Annotated in this window: 17 protein-coding genes and 1 tRNA gene; 9 read left to right on the top strand and 9 right to left on the bottom strand. The window is 63.8% G+C overall.

The features are described from left to right. Positions 1–62: 62 nt before the first annotated feature. The 5 genes from ACIQT2_RS06975 to ACIQT2_RS06955 all read left to right on the top strand — a co-directional run bounded on the left by ACIQT2_RS06975 (position 63) and on the right by ACIQT2_RS06955 (position 6,344). Complete coding sequence (locus ACIQT2_RS06975; RefSeq protein WP_402944850.1) at positions 63–1,424, top strand: GAF domain-containing protein; 1,362 nt, start codon at positions 63–65, stop codon at positions 1,422–1,424. A gap of 100 nt (positions 1,425–1,524) precedes the next feature. Then, on the top strand, positions 1,525–3,048 hold the full coding sequence (locus tag ACIQT2_RS06970; RefSeq protein ID WP_402944847.1) for an aldehyde dehydrogenase family protein: 1,524 nt from the start codon (positions 1,525–1,527) through the stop codon (positions 3,046–3,048). Between the two features lie 95 nt (positions 3,049–3,143). Continuing rightward, complete coding sequence (adhP, locus tag ACIQT2_RS06965) at positions 3,144–4,166, top strand: alcohol dehydrogenase AdhP (RefSeq protein WP_400328852.1); 1,023 nt, start codon at positions 3,144–3,146, stop codon at positions 4,164–4,166. Next, positions 4,166–4,597, top strand: coding sequence for a DUF779 domain-containing protein (locus ACIQT2_RS06960; protein ID WP_402944844.1), 432 nt, complete (start codon positions 4,166–4,168; stop codon positions 4,595–4,597). Before adhP ends, ACIQT2_RS06960 begins: the two co-directional genes overlap by 1 nt. Positions 4,598–4,835: 238 nt before the next feature. Beyond that, positions 4,836–6,344 carry an amino acid permease gene (locus ACIQT2_RS06955; RefSeq protein WP_402944841.1) on the top strand — a complete coding sequence of 503 codons (1,509 nt, stop codon included), beginning with the start codon at positions 4,836–4,838 and terminating at the stop codon, positions 6,342–6,344. Here the strand turns inward: ACIQT2_RS06955 and ACIQT2_RS06950 are convergent. The 4 genes from ACIQT2_RS06950 to ACIQT2_RS06935 all read right to left on the bottom strand — a co-directional run bounded on the left by ACIQT2_RS06950 (position 6,341) and on the right by ACIQT2_RS06935 (position 9,923). Then, positions 6,341–6,976, bottom strand: coding sequence for a DUF2461 domain-containing protein (locus ACIQT2_RS06950; RefSeq protein WP_402944839.1), 636 nt, complete (start codon positions 6,974–6,976; stop codon positions 6,341–6,343). The two genes, ACIQT2_RS06955 and ACIQT2_RS06950, sit on opposite strands and share 4 nt — an antisense overlap. Before the next feature lie 120 nt (positions 6,977–7,096). Further along, on the bottom strand, positions 7,097–8,578 hold the full coding sequence (locus ACIQT2_RS06945) for a catalase (protein ID WP_402944837.1): 1,482 nt from the start codon (positions 8,576–8,578) through the stop codon (positions 7,097–7,099). A gap of 7 nt (positions 8,579–8,585) precedes the next feature. Next, positions 8,586–9,062 (bottom strand): Fur family transcriptional regulator, encoded by a 477-nt coding sequence (locus tag ACIQT2_RS06940; protein WP_400272665.1) that lies wholly within the window; start codon positions 9,060–9,062, stop codon positions 8,586–8,588. A gap of 30 nt (positions 9,063–9,092) precedes the next feature. After that, entirely contained in the window at positions 9,093–9,923 is an 831-nt protein-coding gene (locus ACIQT2_RS06935) for a hypothetical protein (protein ID WP_402944835.1), read from the bottom strand. Between the two features lie 92 nt (positions 9,924–10,015). Here ACIQT2_RS06935 and ACIQT2_RS06930 point away from each other — a divergent pair, with 92 nt between their 5' ends. Continuing rightward, positions 10,016–11,287 (top strand): MFS transporter, encoded by a 1,272-nt coding sequence (locus ACIQT2_RS06930; protein WP_402944832.1) that lies wholly within the window; start codon positions 10,016–10,018, stop codon positions 11,285–11,287. Positions 11,288–11,380: 93 nt separating this feature from the next. Beyond that, positions 11,381–12,250 carry a zinc metalloprotease HtpX gene (gene htpX / locus ACIQT2_RS06925; RefSeq protein ID WP_400328871.1) on the top strand — a complete coding sequence of 290 codons (870 nt, stop codon included), beginning with the start codon at positions 11,381–11,383 and terminating at the stop codon, positions 12,248–12,250. A gap of 85 nt (positions 12,251–12,335) precedes the next feature. Here htpX and efeB read toward each other — a convergent pair whose 3' ends face one another. The 5 genes from efeB to ACIQT2_RS06900 form a co-directional block, all read right to left on the bottom strand. Beyond that, positions 12,336–13,769: an iron uptake transporter deferrochelatase/peroxidase subunit gene (gene efeB / locus ACIQT2_RS06920; RefSeq protein WP_402944828.1), complete on the bottom strand. Its 1,434-nt coding sequence runs from the start codon at positions 13,767–13,769 to the stop codon at positions 12,336–12,338. Next, complete coding sequence (gene efeO / locus ACIQT2_RS06915) at positions 13,766–14,962, bottom strand: iron uptake system protein EfeO (RefSeq protein ID WP_402944825.1); 1,197 nt, start codon at positions 14,960–14,962, stop codon at positions 13,766–13,768. Before efeO ends, efeB begins: the two co-directional genes overlap by 4 nt. 38 nt (positions 14,963–15,000) lie before the next feature. Next, positions 15,001–15,855 (bottom strand): iron uptake transporter permease EfeU, encoded by an 855-nt coding sequence (efeU, locus tag ACIQT2_RS06910; protein ID WP_402944822.1) that lies wholly within the window; start codon positions 15,853–15,855, stop codon positions 15,001–15,003. Positions 15,856–16,078: 223 nt separating this feature from the next. Beyond that, the gene (locus ACIQT2_RS06905) at positions 16,079–16,423 is read right to left on the bottom strand and encodes a type II toxin-antitoxin system HicB family antitoxin (RefSeq protein ID WP_400328883.1); all 345 of its coding nucleotides are present in this window, start codon (positions 16,421–16,423) and stop codon (positions 16,079–16,081) included. A 304-nt stretch (positions 16,424–16,727) separates the two neighbouring features. Next, a complete protein-coding gene (locus ACIQT2_RS06900; protein WP_397324373.1) occupies positions 16,728–17,219 on the bottom strand; it encodes a YajQ family cyclic di-GMP-binding protein in 492 nt (163 codons plus the stop codon). A gap of 199 nt (positions 17,220–17,418) precedes the next feature. Here ACIQT2_RS06900 and ACIQT2_RS06895 point away from each other — a divergent pair, with 199 nt between their 5' ends. Both ACIQT2_RS06895 and ACIQT2_RS06890 read left to right on the top strand, forming a co-directional pair. After that, positions 17,419–17,685 (top strand): hypothetical protein, encoded by a 267-nt coding sequence (locus ACIQT2_RS06895; protein ID WP_397324371.1) that lies wholly within the window; start codon positions 17,419–17,421, stop codon positions 17,683–17,685. 129 nt (positions 17,686–17,814) lie between these two features. Further along, a tRNA-Tyr gene (locus ACIQT2_RS06890) sits at positions 17,815–17,896 on the top strand. Positions 17,897–17,925: the final 29 nt, after the last annotated feature.

The following is a 17,925-nucleotide window of genomic DNA, read 5'->3' as shown; positions in this document are numbered from 1 at the left end:
CCGTACCGCCCGCCGTGAACGCCGCCCCGTTACCGCGGCATGTACCGCAGCCAGGGAGTTCGATGAAGAGCCCAGTCCACCCGCCGCTTCCGGGTAGCGAAGCCGCCAAGCTGCTGCAGCGGCGTGCCCTTACGGGCCACGAGCACCTGGAGTCCGGGGATCCGGCGGACCTGGCCGGCCTCCGCAGCCTGGTGCGCGAGTCCTGGCAACGTTCGGCCATCCTGCAAGCCAACCCGGACGTGGCCGAAGCGCCGCTCGCCATGGACCTTGACGAACTTGAGGACTACCGCGCGCGGCATCCGCTCGCCACCATCATGCCGGTGATCCGTAAGCTCCTGATCCAGCCCAGCCATGACAGCGGCCTGCTGGTGGCCGTGGGGGACGACGTCGGCCGCCTCCTCTGGGTTGATGGCGACCCCGTGATGCAACGCAGGGCTGAAGGCATGATGTTCGTTGCCGGGTCGGATTGGTCCGAGGCCTCCGTGGGGACCAGCGCACCCGGTACCGCGCTCGCCTTGGACCGCAGCATCCAGATCTCCGGCGCTGAACACTTCAAACGTTCGGTCCATCCGTGGAGCTGCACGGCCGTTCCGTTCCACGATCCCGATTCCGGGGCCCTTCTGGGTGTCGTCGACATCACGGGCACGGAGACAGCCGTGGCCCCACACACGGTTTCGCTGGTGGAAGCCACCGTGGCGGCGGCCCAGGCACAGTTACGGATCGAACGCCTGCAACTCGCTGCGACAGCAAACGCAAAACCACGACGCCGGAGCTCACCTTCCGCCGCAAGCGCCGGTTCCGGGGACAAACCTCACAAGCAGTCGCTGTACCGCAACAGCCTCCAACTCCTGGGCCGCGACCAGGCGTTGCTCAGCATCGACGGCAGGACGGCGACGCTGTCCGCACGGCACAGCGAAATCCTCGCGATCCTCGGCAACCACCCCGCAGGCCTGAGCGCAGATGACCTATGCACCCAGCTGTACCCCGGGGAAGGTTCAGCCGTGACGCTCCGGGCCGAGATGGTCCGGCTGCGCAAGGTCATCCACGAACTCAGCCCGGAAGCGGTCCCTGAATCCCGGCCCTACCGCTTGCCTGTGGAGCTCTTGCCCGACTCAGGCCAGGTCCTCACCTGCTTGCAGCGCGGAGCCCACCGGATTGCCTTGGAGATCTACAAAGGTGCCGTCCTCCCACGATCGGAGGCGCCCGGCGTCGTGCAGTTGCGCGAACGGGTCTCGCACCTGCTGCGCGAGGCGCTGCTGAGCGACGGCAGCGCCGATTCGCTGCTCAAGTACGCCGAACTGCCCGAGGCAAGGTTCGACGTCGAACTCCGCCTTGCGATCCTGAAGCTCCTGCCGCCGCGCTCGCCCAAGCGGGCTGCGATCGTGGCCGATCTTGAGCGGCTGGAGGACGAGTTGGCCGTCTGAGTGACTCGCCTCACAGGGTTGCAACGTAGCTGCAACCTTCCCGCTCCTAGGCTCGGATCAATGGCGACAGCCACCGTGATTCGCAGCAAAGGAGCTAGCAATGACTGTTTATGCACAGCCAGGTGCAGAGGGATCGAAGGTCACCTTCAAGGACCGTTACGAGAACTGGATCGGCGGGGAATGGGTAGCCCCGGTCAAGGGCGGCTACTTCGAAAACATCACTCCTGTCACTGGCAAGGCCTTCTGCGAAGTTGCCCGCGGCACGGCCGAAGACATCGAATTGGCCCTGGATGCCGCGCACAAGGTGGCGCCGTCGTGGGGCAAAACCTCAGCCACTGAACGCGCAGCCATCCTCAACAAGATCGCCGACCGGATCGACGAGAACGTGGAGCTCCTGGCCGTCGCCGAAACGTGGGACAACGGAAAGCCCGTCCGCGAGACCCTCAACGCCGACATCCCTTTGGCCGCCGACCACTTCCGCTACTTCGCCTCCGCGATCCGCGCCCAGGAAGGCCACCTGTCCCAGCTCGACGATGACACCACGGCCTACCACTTCCACGAGCCGCTCGGCGTGGTGGGGCAGATCATCCCTTGGAACTTCCCCATTCTTATGGCCGTGTGGAAGCTCGCCCCGGCGCTGGCCGCAGGCAACGCAGTGGTCCTGAAGCCGGCAGAGCAGACGCCCACGTCGATCCTGGTCCTCATGGAACTCATTGGTGACCTGCTGCCCGCCGGTGTCGTGAACGTGGTCAACGGTTTCGGCGTCGAGGCGGGCAAGCCGCTCGCTTCCAGCCCGCGCATCAGGAAGATTGCCTTCACCGGTGAAACCACCACGGGTCGCCTGATCAGCCAGTACGCTTCCAACAACCTCATCCCCGTCACGCTGGAGCTGGGCGGCAAGAGCCCCAACATCTTCTTCGACGACGTCGCATCCCAGAACGATGCCTTCTACGACAAGGCCCAGGAAGGCTTCACGCTTTTCGCGTTCAACCAGGGTGAAGTGTGCACCTGCCCGTCCCGTGCTCTGGTCCAGGAAGGCATCTACGACTCCTTCATGGCCGACGTCGTCGCCCGGACCAACAAGATCATCCAGGGCAACCCGCTGGACACCGAGACCCAGATCGGCGCGCAGGCCTCCAACGACCAGCTCGAGAAGATCCTCTCCTACATCGACATCGGAAAGCAGGAAGGCGCAAAGGTCCTCACCGGCGGTGCCCGGGCCGAGCTTCCAGGCGACCTGGCCGGCGGCTACTACGTCCAGCCCACCATCTTCGAAGGCCACAACCGGATGCGGATCTTCCAGGAGGAAATCTTCGGCCCCGTGGTCTCGGTGACGCGCTTCAGCGACTACAACGACGCCATCGGCATCGCCAACGACACCCTCTACGGCCTCGGCGCCGGCGTCTGGTCCCGCAACGGCAACGTCGCCTACCGGGCGGGCCGCGAAATCCAAGCCGGACGCGTCTGGGTCAACAACTACCACGCGTACCCCGCAGGAGCTGCCTTCGGCGGGTACAAGTCATCAGGCATCGGCCGTGAGAACCACGCCATGATGCTGGACCACTACCAGCAGACCAAGAACCTGCTGGTCAGCTACAACGAGAACAAACTCGGCTTCTTCTAAAGAGCTTGTGCACGGCAGCCGTCCGTCAGCTGGTCCCTGTGGCGGCCGCCGTGCACAACACATCCTGTTGTTCATCTGAAAGAGGGAGATCGTCAATGTCGACGACCATGCAAGCAGCAGTAGTTACCGAATTTGGAACCGACCTGAAGGTCATGGAAGTGGAACGTCCGACGCCGGGTCCCGGCCAGGCGCTGGTCCGCCTCCTGACGTCGGGGGTCTGTCATACCGACCTGCACGCCGCCGAAGGCGACTGGCCGGTCAAGCCGACGCCACCCTTCGTTCCCGGCCATGAGGGTGTGGGCGAAGTGGTGGAACTGGGCGAAGGCGTCACGGACGTTGCCGTAGGAGACCTCGTAGGCAACGCCTGGCTCTGGTCCGCTTGCGGCGACTGCCAGTACTGCCGCACAGGCTGGGAGACGCTGTGCGAGTCGCAGAAGAACGGCGGCTACAGCATCGATGGCTCGTTCGGGGAGTACATGCTGGTGGACACCCGTTTCGCCGCGCGCATCCCGGAAGGCTCGGACCCCGTGGAAGTTGCTCCCGTGCTCTGCGCCGGAGTCACCGTCTACAAGGGCCTGAAGATGACCGAAGCCAAGCCCGGCCAATGGGTCACCATCTCCGGAATCGGTGGACTGGGCCACATAGCCGTCCAGTATGCCGTGGCCATGGGCCTGCGGGTGGCGGCCGTGGACATTGCGGATGACAAGCTGGCACTCGCCCGGGAACACGGCGCTGAACTGACGGTCAATGCCCTGCACGAGGATCCAGCCGAGGTCATCCAGCGGGAAACCGGCGGTTGCCACGGAGTCCTGGTCACCGCTGTCCATCCCTCCGCCTTCGGCCAGGCGATCGGCATGGCCAGACGCGGCGGAACGATCGTCTTCAACGGACTGCCTCCCGGAGACTTCCCGGCGCCGATCTTCGACATCGTCTTGAAGGGCCTCACCGTCCGGGGTTCGATCGTAGGCACCCGGCAGGACCTGGAGGAAGCGCTCGAGTTCTACGCGCAGGGGAAGATCAAGCCAACGGTCTCCACCCGCGAACTCTCTGAAGTGAATGCCGTCTTCGACGAGATGAAGCACGCCAAGATCGACGGCCGAGTGGTCTTGAAGTTCTGATGACCGCAACCCCGGACATCCTGGAAGCTTCGGTGACACTGCCGGGGGAGGGCTTCTCCCGGGTGGCACTGACCCCGGCCGCAGTGGAAATGCTGCGCAAGCTCTGGGAGCAACACGGACCCTTGATGTTCCACCAGTCCGGTGGCTGCTGCGACGGGTCTGCGCCCATGTGCTATCCGGCCGGTGACTTCCTGACGGGAGACTCCGACGTCCTGCTGGGCAGGTTCGATCTCGGCGATGACGGAGACTCCATTGGGGCCAAGCCCCTTGAGTTCTGGATGTCCAGGGAACAGTTCGCCTACTGGTCCCACACGCACCTGACAGTGGATGTTGTCCAAGGCCGGGGGAGCGGCTTCTCCGTGGAGGCACCCGAAGGGAAACGGTTCCTGATCCGCTCCACCATCATGGACTGGGACGTGCCAGGTGTCTGACAGCAAGCATTCCTGAACGTCCAAGCCTGAGTACCTGGAAGGCCCCATGACGGCGAATTTCCGCCTGAATGGGGCCTTTCGCATGATGTGGCGGGGGCATTAGCGGAAGTCACAGCAGCACCATCAGCCCCACTAGTCCATTTGTTGTCTCATTATTTGGGACAAATATGGCCGTCCATTGGCCGGACACTATCCTTGATGAGTCCTATACCACCCCCATCCAGAATGTGGCATATTTATGAACATTTTCAGGACCAAATCAATCGAGCAGTCGATCGCCGACGCCGATGAGCCCGGTCGCAAGCTCAAGCGAAGCCTGAGCACCTGGGACCTGATGATCATGGGCGTCGCCGTCGCCGTCGGCGCCGGTATCTTCTCCGTGGGCGCCAAGGCAGCGGCAAACTTCGCAGGCCCGGCGGTCACCATTTCCTTCGTGGTTGCGGCTGTCACCTGCGCCTTGGCCATCATGTGCTACGCGGAATTCGCCACGGCGATCCCCGTGGCAGGCTCCGCCTACGTCTTCACCTACGCCACCATGGGCGAGGTGCTCGCGTGGATCATCGGCTGGAACCTTATCCTTGAACTTTTCACCGCTGCGGCCGTGATCGCCAAGTACTGGGGCATCTACCTCAGCAAGGTCTTTGGCCTCATGGGAGTGGACATGCCTCCCGCCATCAACATCGGAGGCGTGGACCTCTACTGGGGCGCCTTCCTCATTGTCGCCATCTTCACGGTGCTGCTGGTGCTGGGGACAAAGTTGTCCGCCCGCGTCGGCAACATCTTCACGCTGATCAAGATCGGCGTGGTCCTGTTCGTGATCGTCGTCGGCTTCACCTACGCGAAGTTCTCCAACTACACCCCGTTCGTTCCTGCCTCGCAGCCCACCGCGGGCAGTGGCGTGGACGACGTCATGAAGCAGTCCTTCTTCGGATTCCTGACCGGTGCCGTACCGGCGCAATACGGAACCCTCGGCATTTTCGCGGGCGCAGCACTGGTGTTCTTCGCTTTCATCGGCTTCGACGTCGTTGCTACCTCCGCTGAAGAAGTGAAGAACCCGCAGAAGACCCTTCCGCGCGGCATCTTCGGCGGCCTGGCCCTGGTGACGCTCCTCTACATCCTGGTCTCCCTGGCCTTGACCGGCATGGTCTCCTACACGCAGCTCGCGGCCGAGAAAGCCCCGACGCTGACTACGGCCTTCGAGGCCGTGGGTAACAACGATGCCGCCAAGGTCATTGCCTTCGGTTCACTGGTGGGCCTGACCACCGTGATCATGGTGCTCCTCATGGGCCTGGCGCGCGTGGTCCTCGCCATGAGTCGGGACGGTCTCCTGCCCCGTGCCCTGTCCAAGACCAGCGAGAAGCGCGCCACGCCTGCCCGGCTGCAGATCATTTGTGGTGCGGCGGTGGCCCTGGTTGCCGGGCTTACCGCCGTTGACCTGCTCGAGGAAATGATCAACATCGGCACGTTGTCCGCGTTCGTCATGGTGAGCCTGGGCATCCTGGTGCTTCGCAAGAAGCGCCCTGACCTCAAGCCTGCCTTCCGTGTGCCCTTCGGCAAGGTAGTGCCGTGGATCTCCGCGATCCTCTGCCTCTACCTGATGACCAACCTGGCTGTGCAGACCTGGATCTTCTTCGGCATCTGGCTGGTTGTTGGCATGGTCATCTACTTCGCCTACGGCCAGCGCCACTCACGGTTGAACGAGAAGTTCGCCGCGGCCAAGGAGGCTGTGGACTCTCCCGTGGGCTAGGGTACGGCATGTTCGCTGACCCAGTCCACCAATGGCCGGAGGGTTTCCCAGCGGGCGGCGATCTCCTGGCGGGCCGCTGCGGTGGAGAGCCACTCCGGCTCACCCACCTCCACGCCTGCTGAGAGTGACTTATGCTTCAGGAGTTCGGCCCGTGGATGGTCTTTGTCGAACCCGCGGGGCACGGTCTTGAGCTTTTCGCCTTCGATGGCAAAGCCCGCAGCGGCCACTGCGTCAACGATCTTCCGGAGTTCTTCGCCGCTGCCCGGGGCATCCACGGCGGCGCGGAACCGGGCCAACTGCGCAGGGGTATGTGAGTGGTAGCCGCCGCCGATCAGGAGTCCGTCGGCGCTGATCTGGACGTAGAAGCCCACGCCTTCCTTGCTTTCGGCGAAGGCACCTTGGGCCGTCTTGTACGGCGACTTGTCCTGGGAAAACCGGATGTCCCTGTTGGGCCGGAAAATCTTAGCCGGCCCGAACTCCGGTTCCAGCCCCGAGAGGAGAGCCGAAAGCGGCTCTCTCACCTCGGCGTCGTACGTCTTTTTGTGCTCCAGCCACCACTCGCGGTTGTTGTTCCCTTCCAATTCCTCGTAGAAGCGGAAAGCGGCAGAGGGGATTCCTTCAAATGTGCTCATGCAAGGATCCTAGGGATGCGCTACCGGGCGAAGCCATAGCGGGAAAAGCCTATGTGGAAAAGAAAAACACCCCGCCGCGGAGAAGAATCCGCAGCGGGGTGTTCCCGTTAAGGCTGACGCTTAGAGCTTGTTGGCTGCTTCTGCGTCGGAGGCACCTTCGCCGGCGCCGAGGTTGGCGCGCAGCTTGGCGCCGAGTTCGGCATCAACGTTGGTCCAGTACTGGATGGCGCGTTCCTTGATGTCGGCGCTCTTCACGCCGCCAACAGCACCGGTGATGGTGTCGAGGAAGCGTGCCTTGGCAGCCTCGTCGTAGACCTCGCGGTACAGCGCACCGGCCTGGCCGAAGTCGCTGTCCTCAGCGTGCAGGGAGTGTGCGGAGAGGGTGAGCTCGCCGTCGTTCTCCCAGCCACCGGCCGGGGAAGCCGGCTCAACAGCAGCCGGGCCACCAACGGTGTTCGGAGCGTAGACCGGGGTGGACGGGGAGTTGAACAGGTAACGTCCCTGGCCATCCTGGCTGTAGTTGTGGACCGGGCTCTTGGGCTGGTTCACGGGGATCTGGGCGTGGTTGGTGCCAACGCGGTAGCGGTGTGCGTCAGCGTAGGAGAAGATGCGGGCCTGCAGCATCTTGTCCGGGGAAGCAGCGATACCCGGCACGAAGTTCGACGGCGCGAAGGTGGCCTGCTCGATCTGCGCGAAGTAGTTCTCCGGGTTCTTGTTCAGCTCCATGGTGCCCACGTGGATCAGCGGGTAGTCAGCGTGCGGCCACACCTTGGTGAGATCGAACGGGTTGAAGCGGTAGGTCTTGGCGTCCTCGTAAGGCATGACCTGGACGTGCAGTTCCCAGGACGGGAAGTTGCCGGCCTCGATGTTCTCGTGGAGGTCGCGGATGTAGAAGTCTGCATCCGAACCGGCCAGGGCTTCAGCCTGCTCGCCGGTGATGGAGTTGACGCCCTGGTTGGACTTGAAGTGGTACTTGACCCAGAAGCGCTCGCCCTCGGCGTTGATCCACTGGTAGGTGTGCGAGCCGTAGCCCTGCATTTCACGCCAGGAAGCCGGGAGGCCACGGTCGCCCATGAGCCAGGTGACCTGGTGTGCGGACTCGGGGGAGAGGGTCCAGAAGTCCCACTGCATGTCAGCGTCACGCAGGTGGGTACCCGGGAGGCGCTTCTGGGAGTGGATGAAGTCCGGGAACTTGATGCCATCGCGGATGAAGAACACCGGGGTGTTGTTGCCCACGAGGTCGTAGTTGCCCTCGGTGGTGTAGAACTTCACGGCGAAACCGCGGGGGTCGCGCCACGTGTCGGGAGAGCCGTTCTCGCCGGCCACGGAGGAGAAGCGGATCAGCATGTCCGTCTCGGCACCCGGCTGCAGGAAAGCGGCCTTGGTGTACTTGGAGACGTCAGAGGTGGTCTTGAAGGTACCGAAAGCGCCGCCACCCTTGGCGTGCACAACACGCTCCGGAACCCGCTCGCGGTTGAACTGTGCGAGCTTTTCCACCAGGTAGTGGTCGGTGAGGATGATGGCACCGTCGGCGCCGACGGACTTGGAGTGCGCGTCCGACGTAACGGGGGCACCTGACTGTGTGGTCGAAATGGCAGTCATGTTTCTCCTATTTCTGGGTTGCTGGTTGTTTGGGAAGCTGTTGTTTGGCTTGGCAGTCCTGGCAGATTCCCTGGTAAAGGACGTCTGCGATCTGGATGGTCATTGGCTTGGAGTTCTCGTCCCAGTGCGGCGTGAGGCACGGTGCGTGTCCCACCGCGCAATCCACGTCCTCCACCCGGCCGCAACTGATGCACACGGCGTGGTGGTGGTTGTCGCCTACCCGCGTTTCGTACAGCGCGGGTGAGTGCGGGGGTTCGAAGCGTCGCAGCATCTGCAAATCCGTGAGGTCGCTGAGCACCACGTAAACGGACTGCGCCGTCAGTTCAGGAAGCTCTTCGCGTGCAGCGGCAAGGATGCCCTCTGCCGGAGAGTGCGGATGATGCTGGACCGCAGCCAACACTGCCAGCCGCTGTTTGGTCACGCGCCGTCCATGGGCATGCAGGGCTGCGGCCCATGCTTGCTGGTCGGTCGTGTGATCGGTCATGCATTCATTGAAACACTTATTTTGATGAGTTCACAATAAGGCGAGACTAACTTCCGGTAAACGGAACACATCCAACAGCGGACTCCCGTCTTCGGCCCCGGATCTGCCCACGGCATGGATCCGCACGGCAGAACCGGCGCGTTCGCCTTCCACGGCTACACAACTGAAGCCGCTCAGGCCGCTCGTCAGGGGCAGTGCACCAAGCGACGCGGCCATGGCCACCAGTTCGCCGGGAAGCAGCCCGGCTATGGAGGCGGCTCCACTGGCAGGTTCAATGACGCTATGGTGCCGGGAGGCATCCACCGCCGCCACCAGGGGCACCAGCGTCCGGGCACGCACGACGCCGGCGCCTGGGCCAGGTGCGAACGGCACCCCCGGCGGCGGTTGGGTGCGTGGGTGGTGGACAGCCGAAGGTTGTTCCGGCAGGAAGGGGCCCTCCGCAAAGAAACGAAGCGACTCCCGAAGTTCCGAGTCCACCCTTTCCAGGGTTTCCTCTGGTTCGGCCAGCCGCCGGTGGGCAGGCAGCGCAAGCTGGCGTCCCGGCGTCGTGGTTTCAGAAGCCCAACGGCCGAAAAGGTGGAACGTGGGGGTGGAGGATTCCGCGACCGGCTCACCCAGGGCCGAGCCGAGCGGATGCCAGCGGTGCGCGAACATGACGGCGCACCGGACGACACCCAGGACATCCTGCAAAGCGGCCCGGGCGAGGTTATGGCACAGCAGCCAGTCGGCAGCGGAGGCCTCGCCGAATTCGGTGGAAGGATCGGACAACCGGACCACAAGGTGTCCCGCCGTCAGCGGGTGGCGGGGCCGGGCTATTTCCCAGATGGCGGAACGGAACAGCAATTGACGTGACAACGCCATACGTACCCCTCCTTCCTTCCCCGGGTGAGCCTACCAAGGGTGTGGTTACGCCGGGAGTCCTGCCCACGCCGGGCACTGGGTAGGGTTGCTGGGTGGCAAGACTCCTGGCAGATATCACTCCCCTCAAAGAAAGCCCGGCCTTCCGGAGGCTCTGGTTGGGGGCATCGGTAGCTGCCGTGGGCACGCAGCTGACGCTGGTGGCCGTCAGCCTGGAGGTTTACCGACTCACCCAGGAGAGCCTGTACGTGGGGCTCCTGGGCATTTTCGCCTTGGTTCCTTTGGTCATTGCCGGGCTCTACGGCGGATCGGTGTCGGATGCCTATGACCGCCGAAAGGTGGCGTTGGTGGCCTCCCTGGTCCTCTGGGTTACCACCGCAGGATTGGCGCTCCAGGCTTGGTTCGAGGTTGGCAACATCTGGCTGCTCTACGCCTTGGTTGCCGTGCAGAGCGGAGCGCAGGGCATCAACGGTCCCGCGCGCAGTGCCATCATCCCGCTCCTGGTGCGCAAGGACCTGCTGCCGGCCGCCAATGCCCTGAACATGCTGACCTTCGGCTTGTCCATGACGGCGGGGCCGTTGCTGGCGGGCGTCCTGGTGGCGACCATCGGCTTCGGTTGGACCTACACCATCGACGTCGTCAGCTTCACGTTCGCGTTGTGGGGCCTTCTCAAGCTTCCGCCGCTCCCGCCCTCCAAGGACGCCGTGCGGCCAGGCCTCCGTTCGGTGGTTGAGGGCTTCAGGTTCCTGGGCACCCGGCCGAACGTCCGCATGACCTTCATCATCGACCTCATCGCCATGATCTGCGCCCAGCCCCGCGCCCTCATGCCGGCGATCGGGGCGGTAATGATCGGCGGGGGTGAGACCACCGTGGGTGTGCTTCTTGCCTCCACGGCTGTAGGTGCCTTCCTCGCTGGCCTGTTTTCCGGTCCCCTCGGCCGCGTACGCCGCCAAGGCAGCGCCGTGGTTTTCGCCGTGGTGGGTTGGGGCGCCTCCATAGCCGCATTCGGCGCAGTGGTGCTCATGGCGGGGGATTCCGGGCGGAATGGCGTGACGTTATGGCTCATCCCTGCTGCAGCTTGTTGCGCGCTCGCAGGAATCTCGGACTCAGTCAGCGCCGTGTTCCGCACCACCATCCTGCAGTCGGCCACCCCGGACCACATGCGGGGACGGTTGCAAGGCGTGTTCATCGTGGTGGTGGCCGGCGGTCCCCGAGTGGGGGATCTGTTGGCCGGCGGTGTCACCCAGTTCCTGAGCGAAGGTGGCGTGCTGCTGATCGGCGGGGTGCTCTGCATGGTCCTGGCATGGCTGGCGTCGCGCGTACAGCCGGGCTTCGTGGCCTACGATGCGAAGCATCCGTTGCCGTAGGCGTCGGCGCCGAATGCCGGAACATGCTGGCCGGCGTCGACGTTAATCCAGACAGAACTCCAGCAAAAGGGCCAACGAAAGCGAAAGAACACCGTGCACAAACACAACAATGGACTCAAAACCGCCGCGCTGTTCGGTGTGCTGTGGGCTGTGCTGTTGGGTTTGGGGGCCATCATCGGCGCCGGCACCCGCAGTTCCGCGCCCATCGTCATCATGGCGCTGATCGGCGTCGCCACCACGGCCTACGGCTACTGGAACAGCGACAAGATCGCCATCCGGTCCATGGCTGCCTACCCCGTCAGCGAAGCGCAGGCACCCCAGCTCTACCAGATCGTGCGGGAACTCTCCGTCCGGGCCAACAAGCCCATGCCGCGGATCTACCTCTCGCCCACCATGACCCCGAACGCCTTCGCCACGGGCCGCAACCCCAAGAACGCGGCCGTGTGCTGTACGGAGGGAATCCTGCACCTGCTGGATGCGCGCGAACTCAGGGGCGTGCTGGGCCATGAACTCATGCACGTCTACAACCGGGACATCCTGACCTCCTCGGTCGCAGCGGCCGTTGCCGGTGTCATTACTTCTGTCGGCCAGATGCTGCTGTTCTTCGGGGGAGGGGACCGGCGGAACGCCAACCCGATTGCGATGATCGCCATGGCCTTGCTGGCGCCCTTCGCAGCTTCATTGATCCAGATGGCCATTTCCCGGACCCGCGAGTACGACGCCGACGAGGACGGGGCCGAGCTGACCGGAGATCCGTTGGCCCTCGCCTCTGCCCTGCGCAAGATCGAATCCGGAGTGACCCAGGTGCCCCTGCCGCAGGACCAGCGCCTGGTCAATGCCTCGCACCTGATGATCGCCAACCCCTTCCGGGGAGGCGGAATGCGGCGGATGTTCGCTACCCACCCGCCCATGGCGGACCGCATCCGCAGGCTCGAACAGATGGCCGGGCGCCCGCTCTCCTAAAAGCGCGGCACGAAGTGCCGAAAATGCCTGAAGCCCGCTGTTCTGTTGCTGGGCGGCAACGGGACAGCGGGCCAGCAACGGGCAGCTAGGCGAACAGCCCTTCGCCGATGTATCCGCCTTGCTGTACACCCGGCGGTACCGCGAAGAGCCCCGATCCGGTGTGCTTCAGGTACTCGACGGACAGGGTGTCGCCCTTGGCCAGCGCCAACTGCATGGGCACGTAGTGTGTCCTGGGGTCCTTCACGAAGGCGATGAAGAACAAGCCCGCATCCAGGTGGCCCAGTCCGTCCGAGCCGTCGGTGAAGTTGTAGCCGCGGCGCAGCATCCGGACCCCACCGTTCTGCTCCGGGTGGGCGAGCCGAACGTGGGAATCCAGCGGGATCAGCGGATCGCCGTCGCGCCCGGCGATCTTGAAGTCCGGGGCCGTGAACTCGTCGCCGCCGGACAACGGCGCACCCACGCCCTTGGTCCGGCCAATCAGGCCCTCCTGCTCCCGCAAGGAGGTGCGGTCCCAGATCTCGATGTGCATCTGGATGCGGCGTGCCACGAGGTAGCTTCCGCCCGTCATCCAGTTCTCCTCCGGGCTATCGCCGGATGGCACCCACACGTGCTCGTTCAACAGCGATTGGTCCTCAACCTTCAGGTTGTTGGTGCCATCCTTGAAGCCGAAGAGATTGCGCGGCGTCACCTGGGCCCTTGACGTGGACGACGTCCGGCCGAAGCCGAGCTGCGACCACCGGACACGGACCTTGCCGAAGCCGATCCTGGCCAGGTTGCGGATTGCGTGCACAGCCACCTGGGGATCGTCGGCGCAGGCCTGGACCACCAGGTCCCCGCCGGTCCGGCCGGGCTGAAGATCGTCGCCCGGGAAGTGGGGGAGGTCGATCAAAGCCCCGGGCCGGCGGCCATCCAAACCGAAGCGTGCCTTGCCGTTCTTTTCGAACAACCCGGCACCGAAGCCAAACGTGAGCGTCAGCTGGGAAGCTTCCAGGTCCAGGGCTTCCCCGGTGTCTTCGGGTGGCGCGTCGTAAGGACCATCGACAGCACCCGTGGCGCCCGTTGCCCTGCCCGCGGTCATCGCCTCGGCGGCTGCGGTCCAGTCCTTCAGGAGTTTGACCAGTTCCTTACGGTCCTCGGTGGTCACATCAAAGGCGGCCATATGCAGGCGATCCTGCGCCGGCGTGCTGATTCCGGCCTGGTGCTCACCGAAGAACGGGACCACCGAATCCGCGGCGGGCGTGGCAGCGCTCGCGCTCCCCGCTGTCACGGCGTCGTGGCCCAGGAAGCCTGCGGCCAGCCCCGCCACGGCACCGGCGCCGCCTACGCCGGCGAGCGAGAGCAGCCCGCGCCGGGACAACCGCGAGGCACCACCGCCGGCGGCAGCACCGCCGTCGGACGTTCCGTGGTTTGCCTCCCCGGCAGAAGGCACGACGGCGGCGCCCTCACCGGAGCCGGTGGCGGCATTCAGTTGGTCCGGGCGGTGATCACCATCGGTGTGCCCGAAGGGGCAGCCGGTCACAGGACTACGGCTGAGGTGAGCTTGGACAGCGGTTCGCCGAGGGAATCGACCAGGGCAGCGAGTTGCTGCACCTGCTCCTGGCTGAGCTCGTTGTAGTAGGCAAAGCCATCACCCTTGGCGTGCTTCTTGAGCTCGGTCTGCAGGGCAGCGAACTTCTCGTCCAAGGACTTGGCGAGCTCGGCGTCCTTCTGCTCCAGGGCAGGCTTCAGGCTCTCGAACGCGATCCGAGCGCCGTCCACGTTGGCCTGGAAGTCCCAGAGGTCCGTGTGGGACCAGATTTCTTCCTCACCCGTAACCTTGCCGGTGGCGACTTCGTCCAGGAGTTCCTTGGCCCCGTTGCCCAGCTTGTCGGCGGTGAGTTCCACAGTGCGGGTGCGCTGTCCCAGGTCCTCGGTGTCGGCGACGAGCTGCTTGGCGATCGCGCTGCGCTCGGCCTCGGTCATGGCGGTGTAGCCCGCCGGCGGGAACAGGTCCTTCTCTGCCTTGTGCCAGCCGGTCCATTCCTGGCCGGGCTCAAGGTCCGCTTCACGGGCGTCAAGCTTGGGGTCGAGGTCGCCGAAGGACTCAGCCACGGGTTCGATCCGCTCCCAGTGCATGCGGGTGGAGGCGTAGAGTTCGCGGGCCTTGGCCGCATCCCCGGCAGCGAAGGCGTCGGCGAAGGCCTTGGTGCCCGTGACCAACTGTTCGGTCTGGTCCTTCACGTAGGCGGCGTACTGCTGGGTTCCCGTGTCCAGGAGCTTCTGGAAGTCGGCGTCCACACTGGGCTTGTTTCCGGACTCGGTGACCTCGAACGAGGCACGGATGCCATCGCCCTGCATGCCGGGCTTGCAAGCGGTGTTGTACTTGCCGGCCGGTGCGGTGACCACCAGGTTGCGGGAGATCCCCGGGCCGATGTTCTCCACTTCGCCAATGATCCGCAGGCCGTCCTCGGCCAGCAGGTAGAACTCGGTGACTTCGTTGCCGTCGTTCTTGACCTGGAACGTCAGGTTGCCGCTTGGCGCCGTTGCCGAGGACACCTTGCATTCGCTGGCCGTGCTGCTGACCTGGATGGGGCCATCCGTGGCATTCGAGGAGGTCTTGGTGTTGTCCGTGCAACCGCTCAGAACCAGGGGTACAGCTGCTGCGGCACCGATCACGGCGAGGGTCTTGCGGAAAGCGGAGGACGACGCGGAGCGCCGGAAAGTTCCAGACATTGAGGGATCCTTGGATTCGGAGGAAAGTGCCACGCGGGCTACGGGTGGGCCGTGACAGTTGAAGAGGACGGGGAGTTCTTTGCCTTGGGAGGTGCAGCCCGGTTGGCCCTGATGTACAGGAAGAGCACCGGAATGACGTAGAGCAGCCAGGCTGCCGCTTCAAGCCACGTGGTGGCGGGGGAGAAGTTGAGCGTGCCCTTCAGCAAGGTGCCGTACCAGGACGACGGCGGGATCGCGGCTGAGACGTCGAAGGCGAGGTTGTGGAGTCCTGGCAGGATGCCAGCCTCTTGGAGATCGTGGATGCCGTAGGCAAGCACGCCTCCGGCGATGATGATCAGGCCCACGCCGGTCCAGGTGAAGAATTTGCCGAGGTTCACTTTCAGGACGCCGCGGTGCAGCAGGTATCCCAGGCCGGCCGCGGTCAACAGGCCCAGGAGGGCGCCGAGCAGGGGAAGTGTGCTTTCGCCGGTTGCCTGGGCAGCGGCCCAAATGAAGAGTGCTGTTTCCAGGCCTTCACGGCCAACGGCCAGCGCTGCCACGAGCACCAGGCCCCACGCGGCCCCGTCGGCGGCTTTGTCCACATGCGAGCGGAGTTCGCCTCCCAGCGTGCGCGCGGTCCGGGCCATCCAGAAAACCATCCACGTCACCAGGCCGACGGCGACGATGGACAGTCCACCACCGATCGCTTCCTGGGCTTCAAAGGTGAGGCCGCGGGGGCCGAACGTCAGGAGGGCACCGAACCCCAGGGAGACCGCAACGGCCAATCCCACGCCGGCCCAGAGCCGGGGGATCAGCGCCTTCCTGTCCGTCTTGATGAGGTAGGCCATGAGAAGCACCACCACGAGTGATGCTTCGAGGCCTTCGCGCAGGCCGATCAGGAAGTTGGCGGTCATCAGGGTGTCTTTCGTTCAGGGAGCCTTACTTAGGCTCGCCTAAGCAAGAAGGATACTGGCGAGACTGCATTACGCAAAACCTTTGTGCGCTAAATAGTTGCCTCCATTACGGCGATCGATGGACTTATGGGCGCAAAAAAGCCGGGGTCCGGCTCTGTGGTCAGAGCGGACCCCGGCTTTCGCGGTGCCCGGACGGGCGTTGTTCGCTGATGCAGGGTGGGCGCTATCCGGCGAGGCGTTCAACGAGGTAGCGGTTCAGCGAGACCCCTTGTTCCTGGGCGAGAATGACCAATTGGCGGTGCTTTGCGGGAGAAACGCGCACCCTGAGATTTCCACTGAACTCGCGCTCAGCCAAGGGGAGCGGTACTTGCTCACCTTCGCTGATCATGTCCTGTACTACTTCGTTGACCAACTTTTCCAGCCCGTGCAGAGCCTCGTCCTTGTCGGCAGACAGCCAGGAGAGCGACGGGAACTCAGTAACTTGAGCGACATACTCCTGGTCCTCAGGGGACCAGGAGACTGTGTAGCGGTAGTGCGCCACCTTCGGTATTTCAGTTGTCGCCATCATCGTCTGCCTCTTCTGCCAAGTCGGCGAAGTTCACGTTCTTCGGAGAATTGCGGGCTGCAGCTTCTATGTCCTCAACTCTGACCGCAGACAATGGTCACACTATTGGGACCATTTGGCCAGTCACTCACAGCGGCAATGTGGCATCGCGGGTGGGTTCTTTTCGCGGTCGATCTGCAGTCAGGCTATTGCCATAATGAAACGAGGACCGCAGGGTCAAGGCTGATCGCTGCGGTCCTCGGAGATTCTGCGGACTCTGTGCGGACTACTGGAACAAGCGCCCAGTGATTACGCGGCAGAATGCCCTTTAGCTGCGGAAGTTCACGAACTGCAGGTCGGCTTCCTCGAACTTCTTGAGGATCGCCATGGTCTCCTGCAGGTCATCGCGGGACTTGGAGGTGACGCGGAGTTCGTCGCCCTGGATCTGGGACTTGACGGACTTGGGCGCTTCGTCGCGGATGATCTTGTTGATCTTCTTGGCGATGTCCTGTGCGATGCCTTCCTTGATGGTGCACTCCAGGCGGAATTCCTTGCCCGAAGGGAAGGGTTCGCCCTGCTCCAGGGACTTCAGGGAGATGCCACGCTTGATGAGCTTGGACTGGAAGACGTCCAGTACCGCAAGCACACGGTCTTCGGAGTTGGCCTTCATGAGGATCTTCTCGCCGCTGAAGTCAATCTCCGCGCCGACGCCCTTGAAGTCGTAGCGCTGTGCGATTTCCTTTTGCGACTGGTTGAGCGCGTTGGCGACTTCTTGCTTGTCCACCTTGCTGACGACGTCGAATGTTGATTCGCCTGCCATGACTCTCCTTAGGTTGGGGGCCCGGTAAGGGCGGTTTTTCTGCCATCAAGCCCTGTTTGTCTGCCATCAAGCCTAGTACGGAAGCAGGTGGATGTGGCTGGGGATCCCTTTCACAGTTCGCTCACAGCACACGCATGGTTGGAACCGAGCCGGCTGCCTGAGAGTTGTACCAGTTGGAAAAGCCACCCTGGAGGTAAGCATGAGCAACAAGGCCGTCCACTACGTCAGTAAGTCCGCAAGCGCTGCGGCCGGTTCCATCGGAACGGCGGCGGCAGCCGCGGCAAGCGCAGTGGCAGCGGCCGCCGTGGCAGCGTCGATCGTGCTGAGCCCGGTCCCGAATGCTGCGGCACGGATGGATGGCGTCCACGCGGACCTGCAGAGGGCCGTGGAGCTCAACCAAATCACCGCCGAACAGGCTGCGAAGTTCGAGGCCAAACTGGCCGGCCGGATCCTTGGTGAAGCCTGAAAATACGGGCGAATTCCGCACCTCGGGACTCGATTAGATTCTTGGCCGGAAGTTCTGTAAGGTTGTCTCTGCCTTCGGTTACCGGATCGAAAGAAATGGTCTTCCGGAAGTGATCTTCTTTTGAAGTTCGGCAGATTACCCGAGCGGCCAAAGGGGGCTGACTGTAAATCAGCTGGCACTGCCTACGGGGGTTCGAATCCCTCATCTGCCACCCAAACGGGAAATCCCCGGAACCACTGG

Origin of the sequence: Paenarthrobacter sp. NPDC090522, from assembly GCF_044769225.1 — a bacterium.
Classification (GTDB): Bacteria; Actinomycetota; Actinomycetes; order Actinomycetales; family Micrococcaceae; genus Arthrobacter.
This window is presented reverse-complemented; position numbering and strand designations above follow the sequence as displayed.

What these genes read in the sequence shown, in the direction of transcription:
- ACIQT2_RS06900 (WP_397324373.1), bottom strand. Translation starts at nt 17,219, where the DNA reads ATGGCAGGCGAATCAACATTCGACGTCGTCAGCAAGGTGGACAAGCAA.
- adhP (WP_400328852.1), top strand. Translation starts at nt 3,144, where the DNA reads ATGTCGACGACCATGCAAGCAGCAGTAGTTACCGAATTTGGAACCGAC.
- ACIQT2_RS06935 (WP_402944835.1), bottom strand. Translation starts at nt 9,923, where the DNA reads ATGGCGTTGTCACGTCAATTGCTGTTCCGTTCCGCCATCTGGGAAATA.
- ACIQT2_RS06895 (WP_397324371.1), top strand. Translation starts at nt 17,419, where the DNA reads ATGAGCAACAAGGCCGTCCACTACGTCAGTAAGTCCGCAAGCGCTGCG.
- efeU (WP_402944822.1), bottom strand. Translation starts at nt 15,855, where the DNA reads ATGACCGCCAACTTCCTGATCGGCCTGCGCGAAGGCCTCGAAGCATCA.
- ACIQT2_RS06955 (WP_402944841.1), top strand. Translation starts at nt 4,836, where the DNA reads ATGAACATTTTCAGGACCAAATCAATCGAGCAGTCGATCGCCGACGCC.
- ACIQT2_RS06970 (WP_402944847.1), top strand. Translation starts at nt 1,525, where the DNA reads ATGACTGTTTATGCACAGCCAGGTGCAGAGGGATCGAAGGTCACCTTC.
- ACIQT2_RS06960 (WP_402944844.1), top strand. Translation starts at nt 4,166, where the DNA reads ATGACCGCAACCCCGGACATCCTGGAAGCTTCGGTGACACTGCCGGGG.
- ACIQT2_RS06975 (WP_402944850.1), top strand. Translation starts at nt 63, where the DNA reads ATGAAGAGCCCAGTCCACCCGCCGCTTCCGGGTAGCGAAGCCGCCAAG.
- efeO (WP_402944825.1), bottom strand. Translation starts at nt 14,962, where the DNA reads ATGTCTGGAACTTTCCGGCGCTCCGCGTCGTCCTCCGCTTTCCGCAAG.
- ACIQT2_RS06905 (WP_400328883.1), bottom strand. Translation starts at nt 16,423, where the DNA reads ATGATGGCGACAACTGAAATACCGAAGGTGGCGCACTACCGCTACACA.
- ACIQT2_RS06945 (WP_402944837.1), bottom strand. Translation starts at nt 8,578, where the DNA reads ATGACTGCCATTTCGACCACACAGTCAGGTGCCCCCGTTACGTCGGAC.
- ACIQT2_RS06950 (WP_402944839.1), bottom strand. Translation starts at nt 6,976, where the DNA reads ATGAGCACATTTGAAGGAATCCCCTCTGCCGCTTTCCGCTTCTACGAG.
- ACIQT2_RS06940 (WP_400272665.1), bottom strand. Translation starts at nt 9,062, where the DNA reads ATGACCGATCACACGACCGACCAGCAAGCATGGGCCGCAGCCCTGCAT.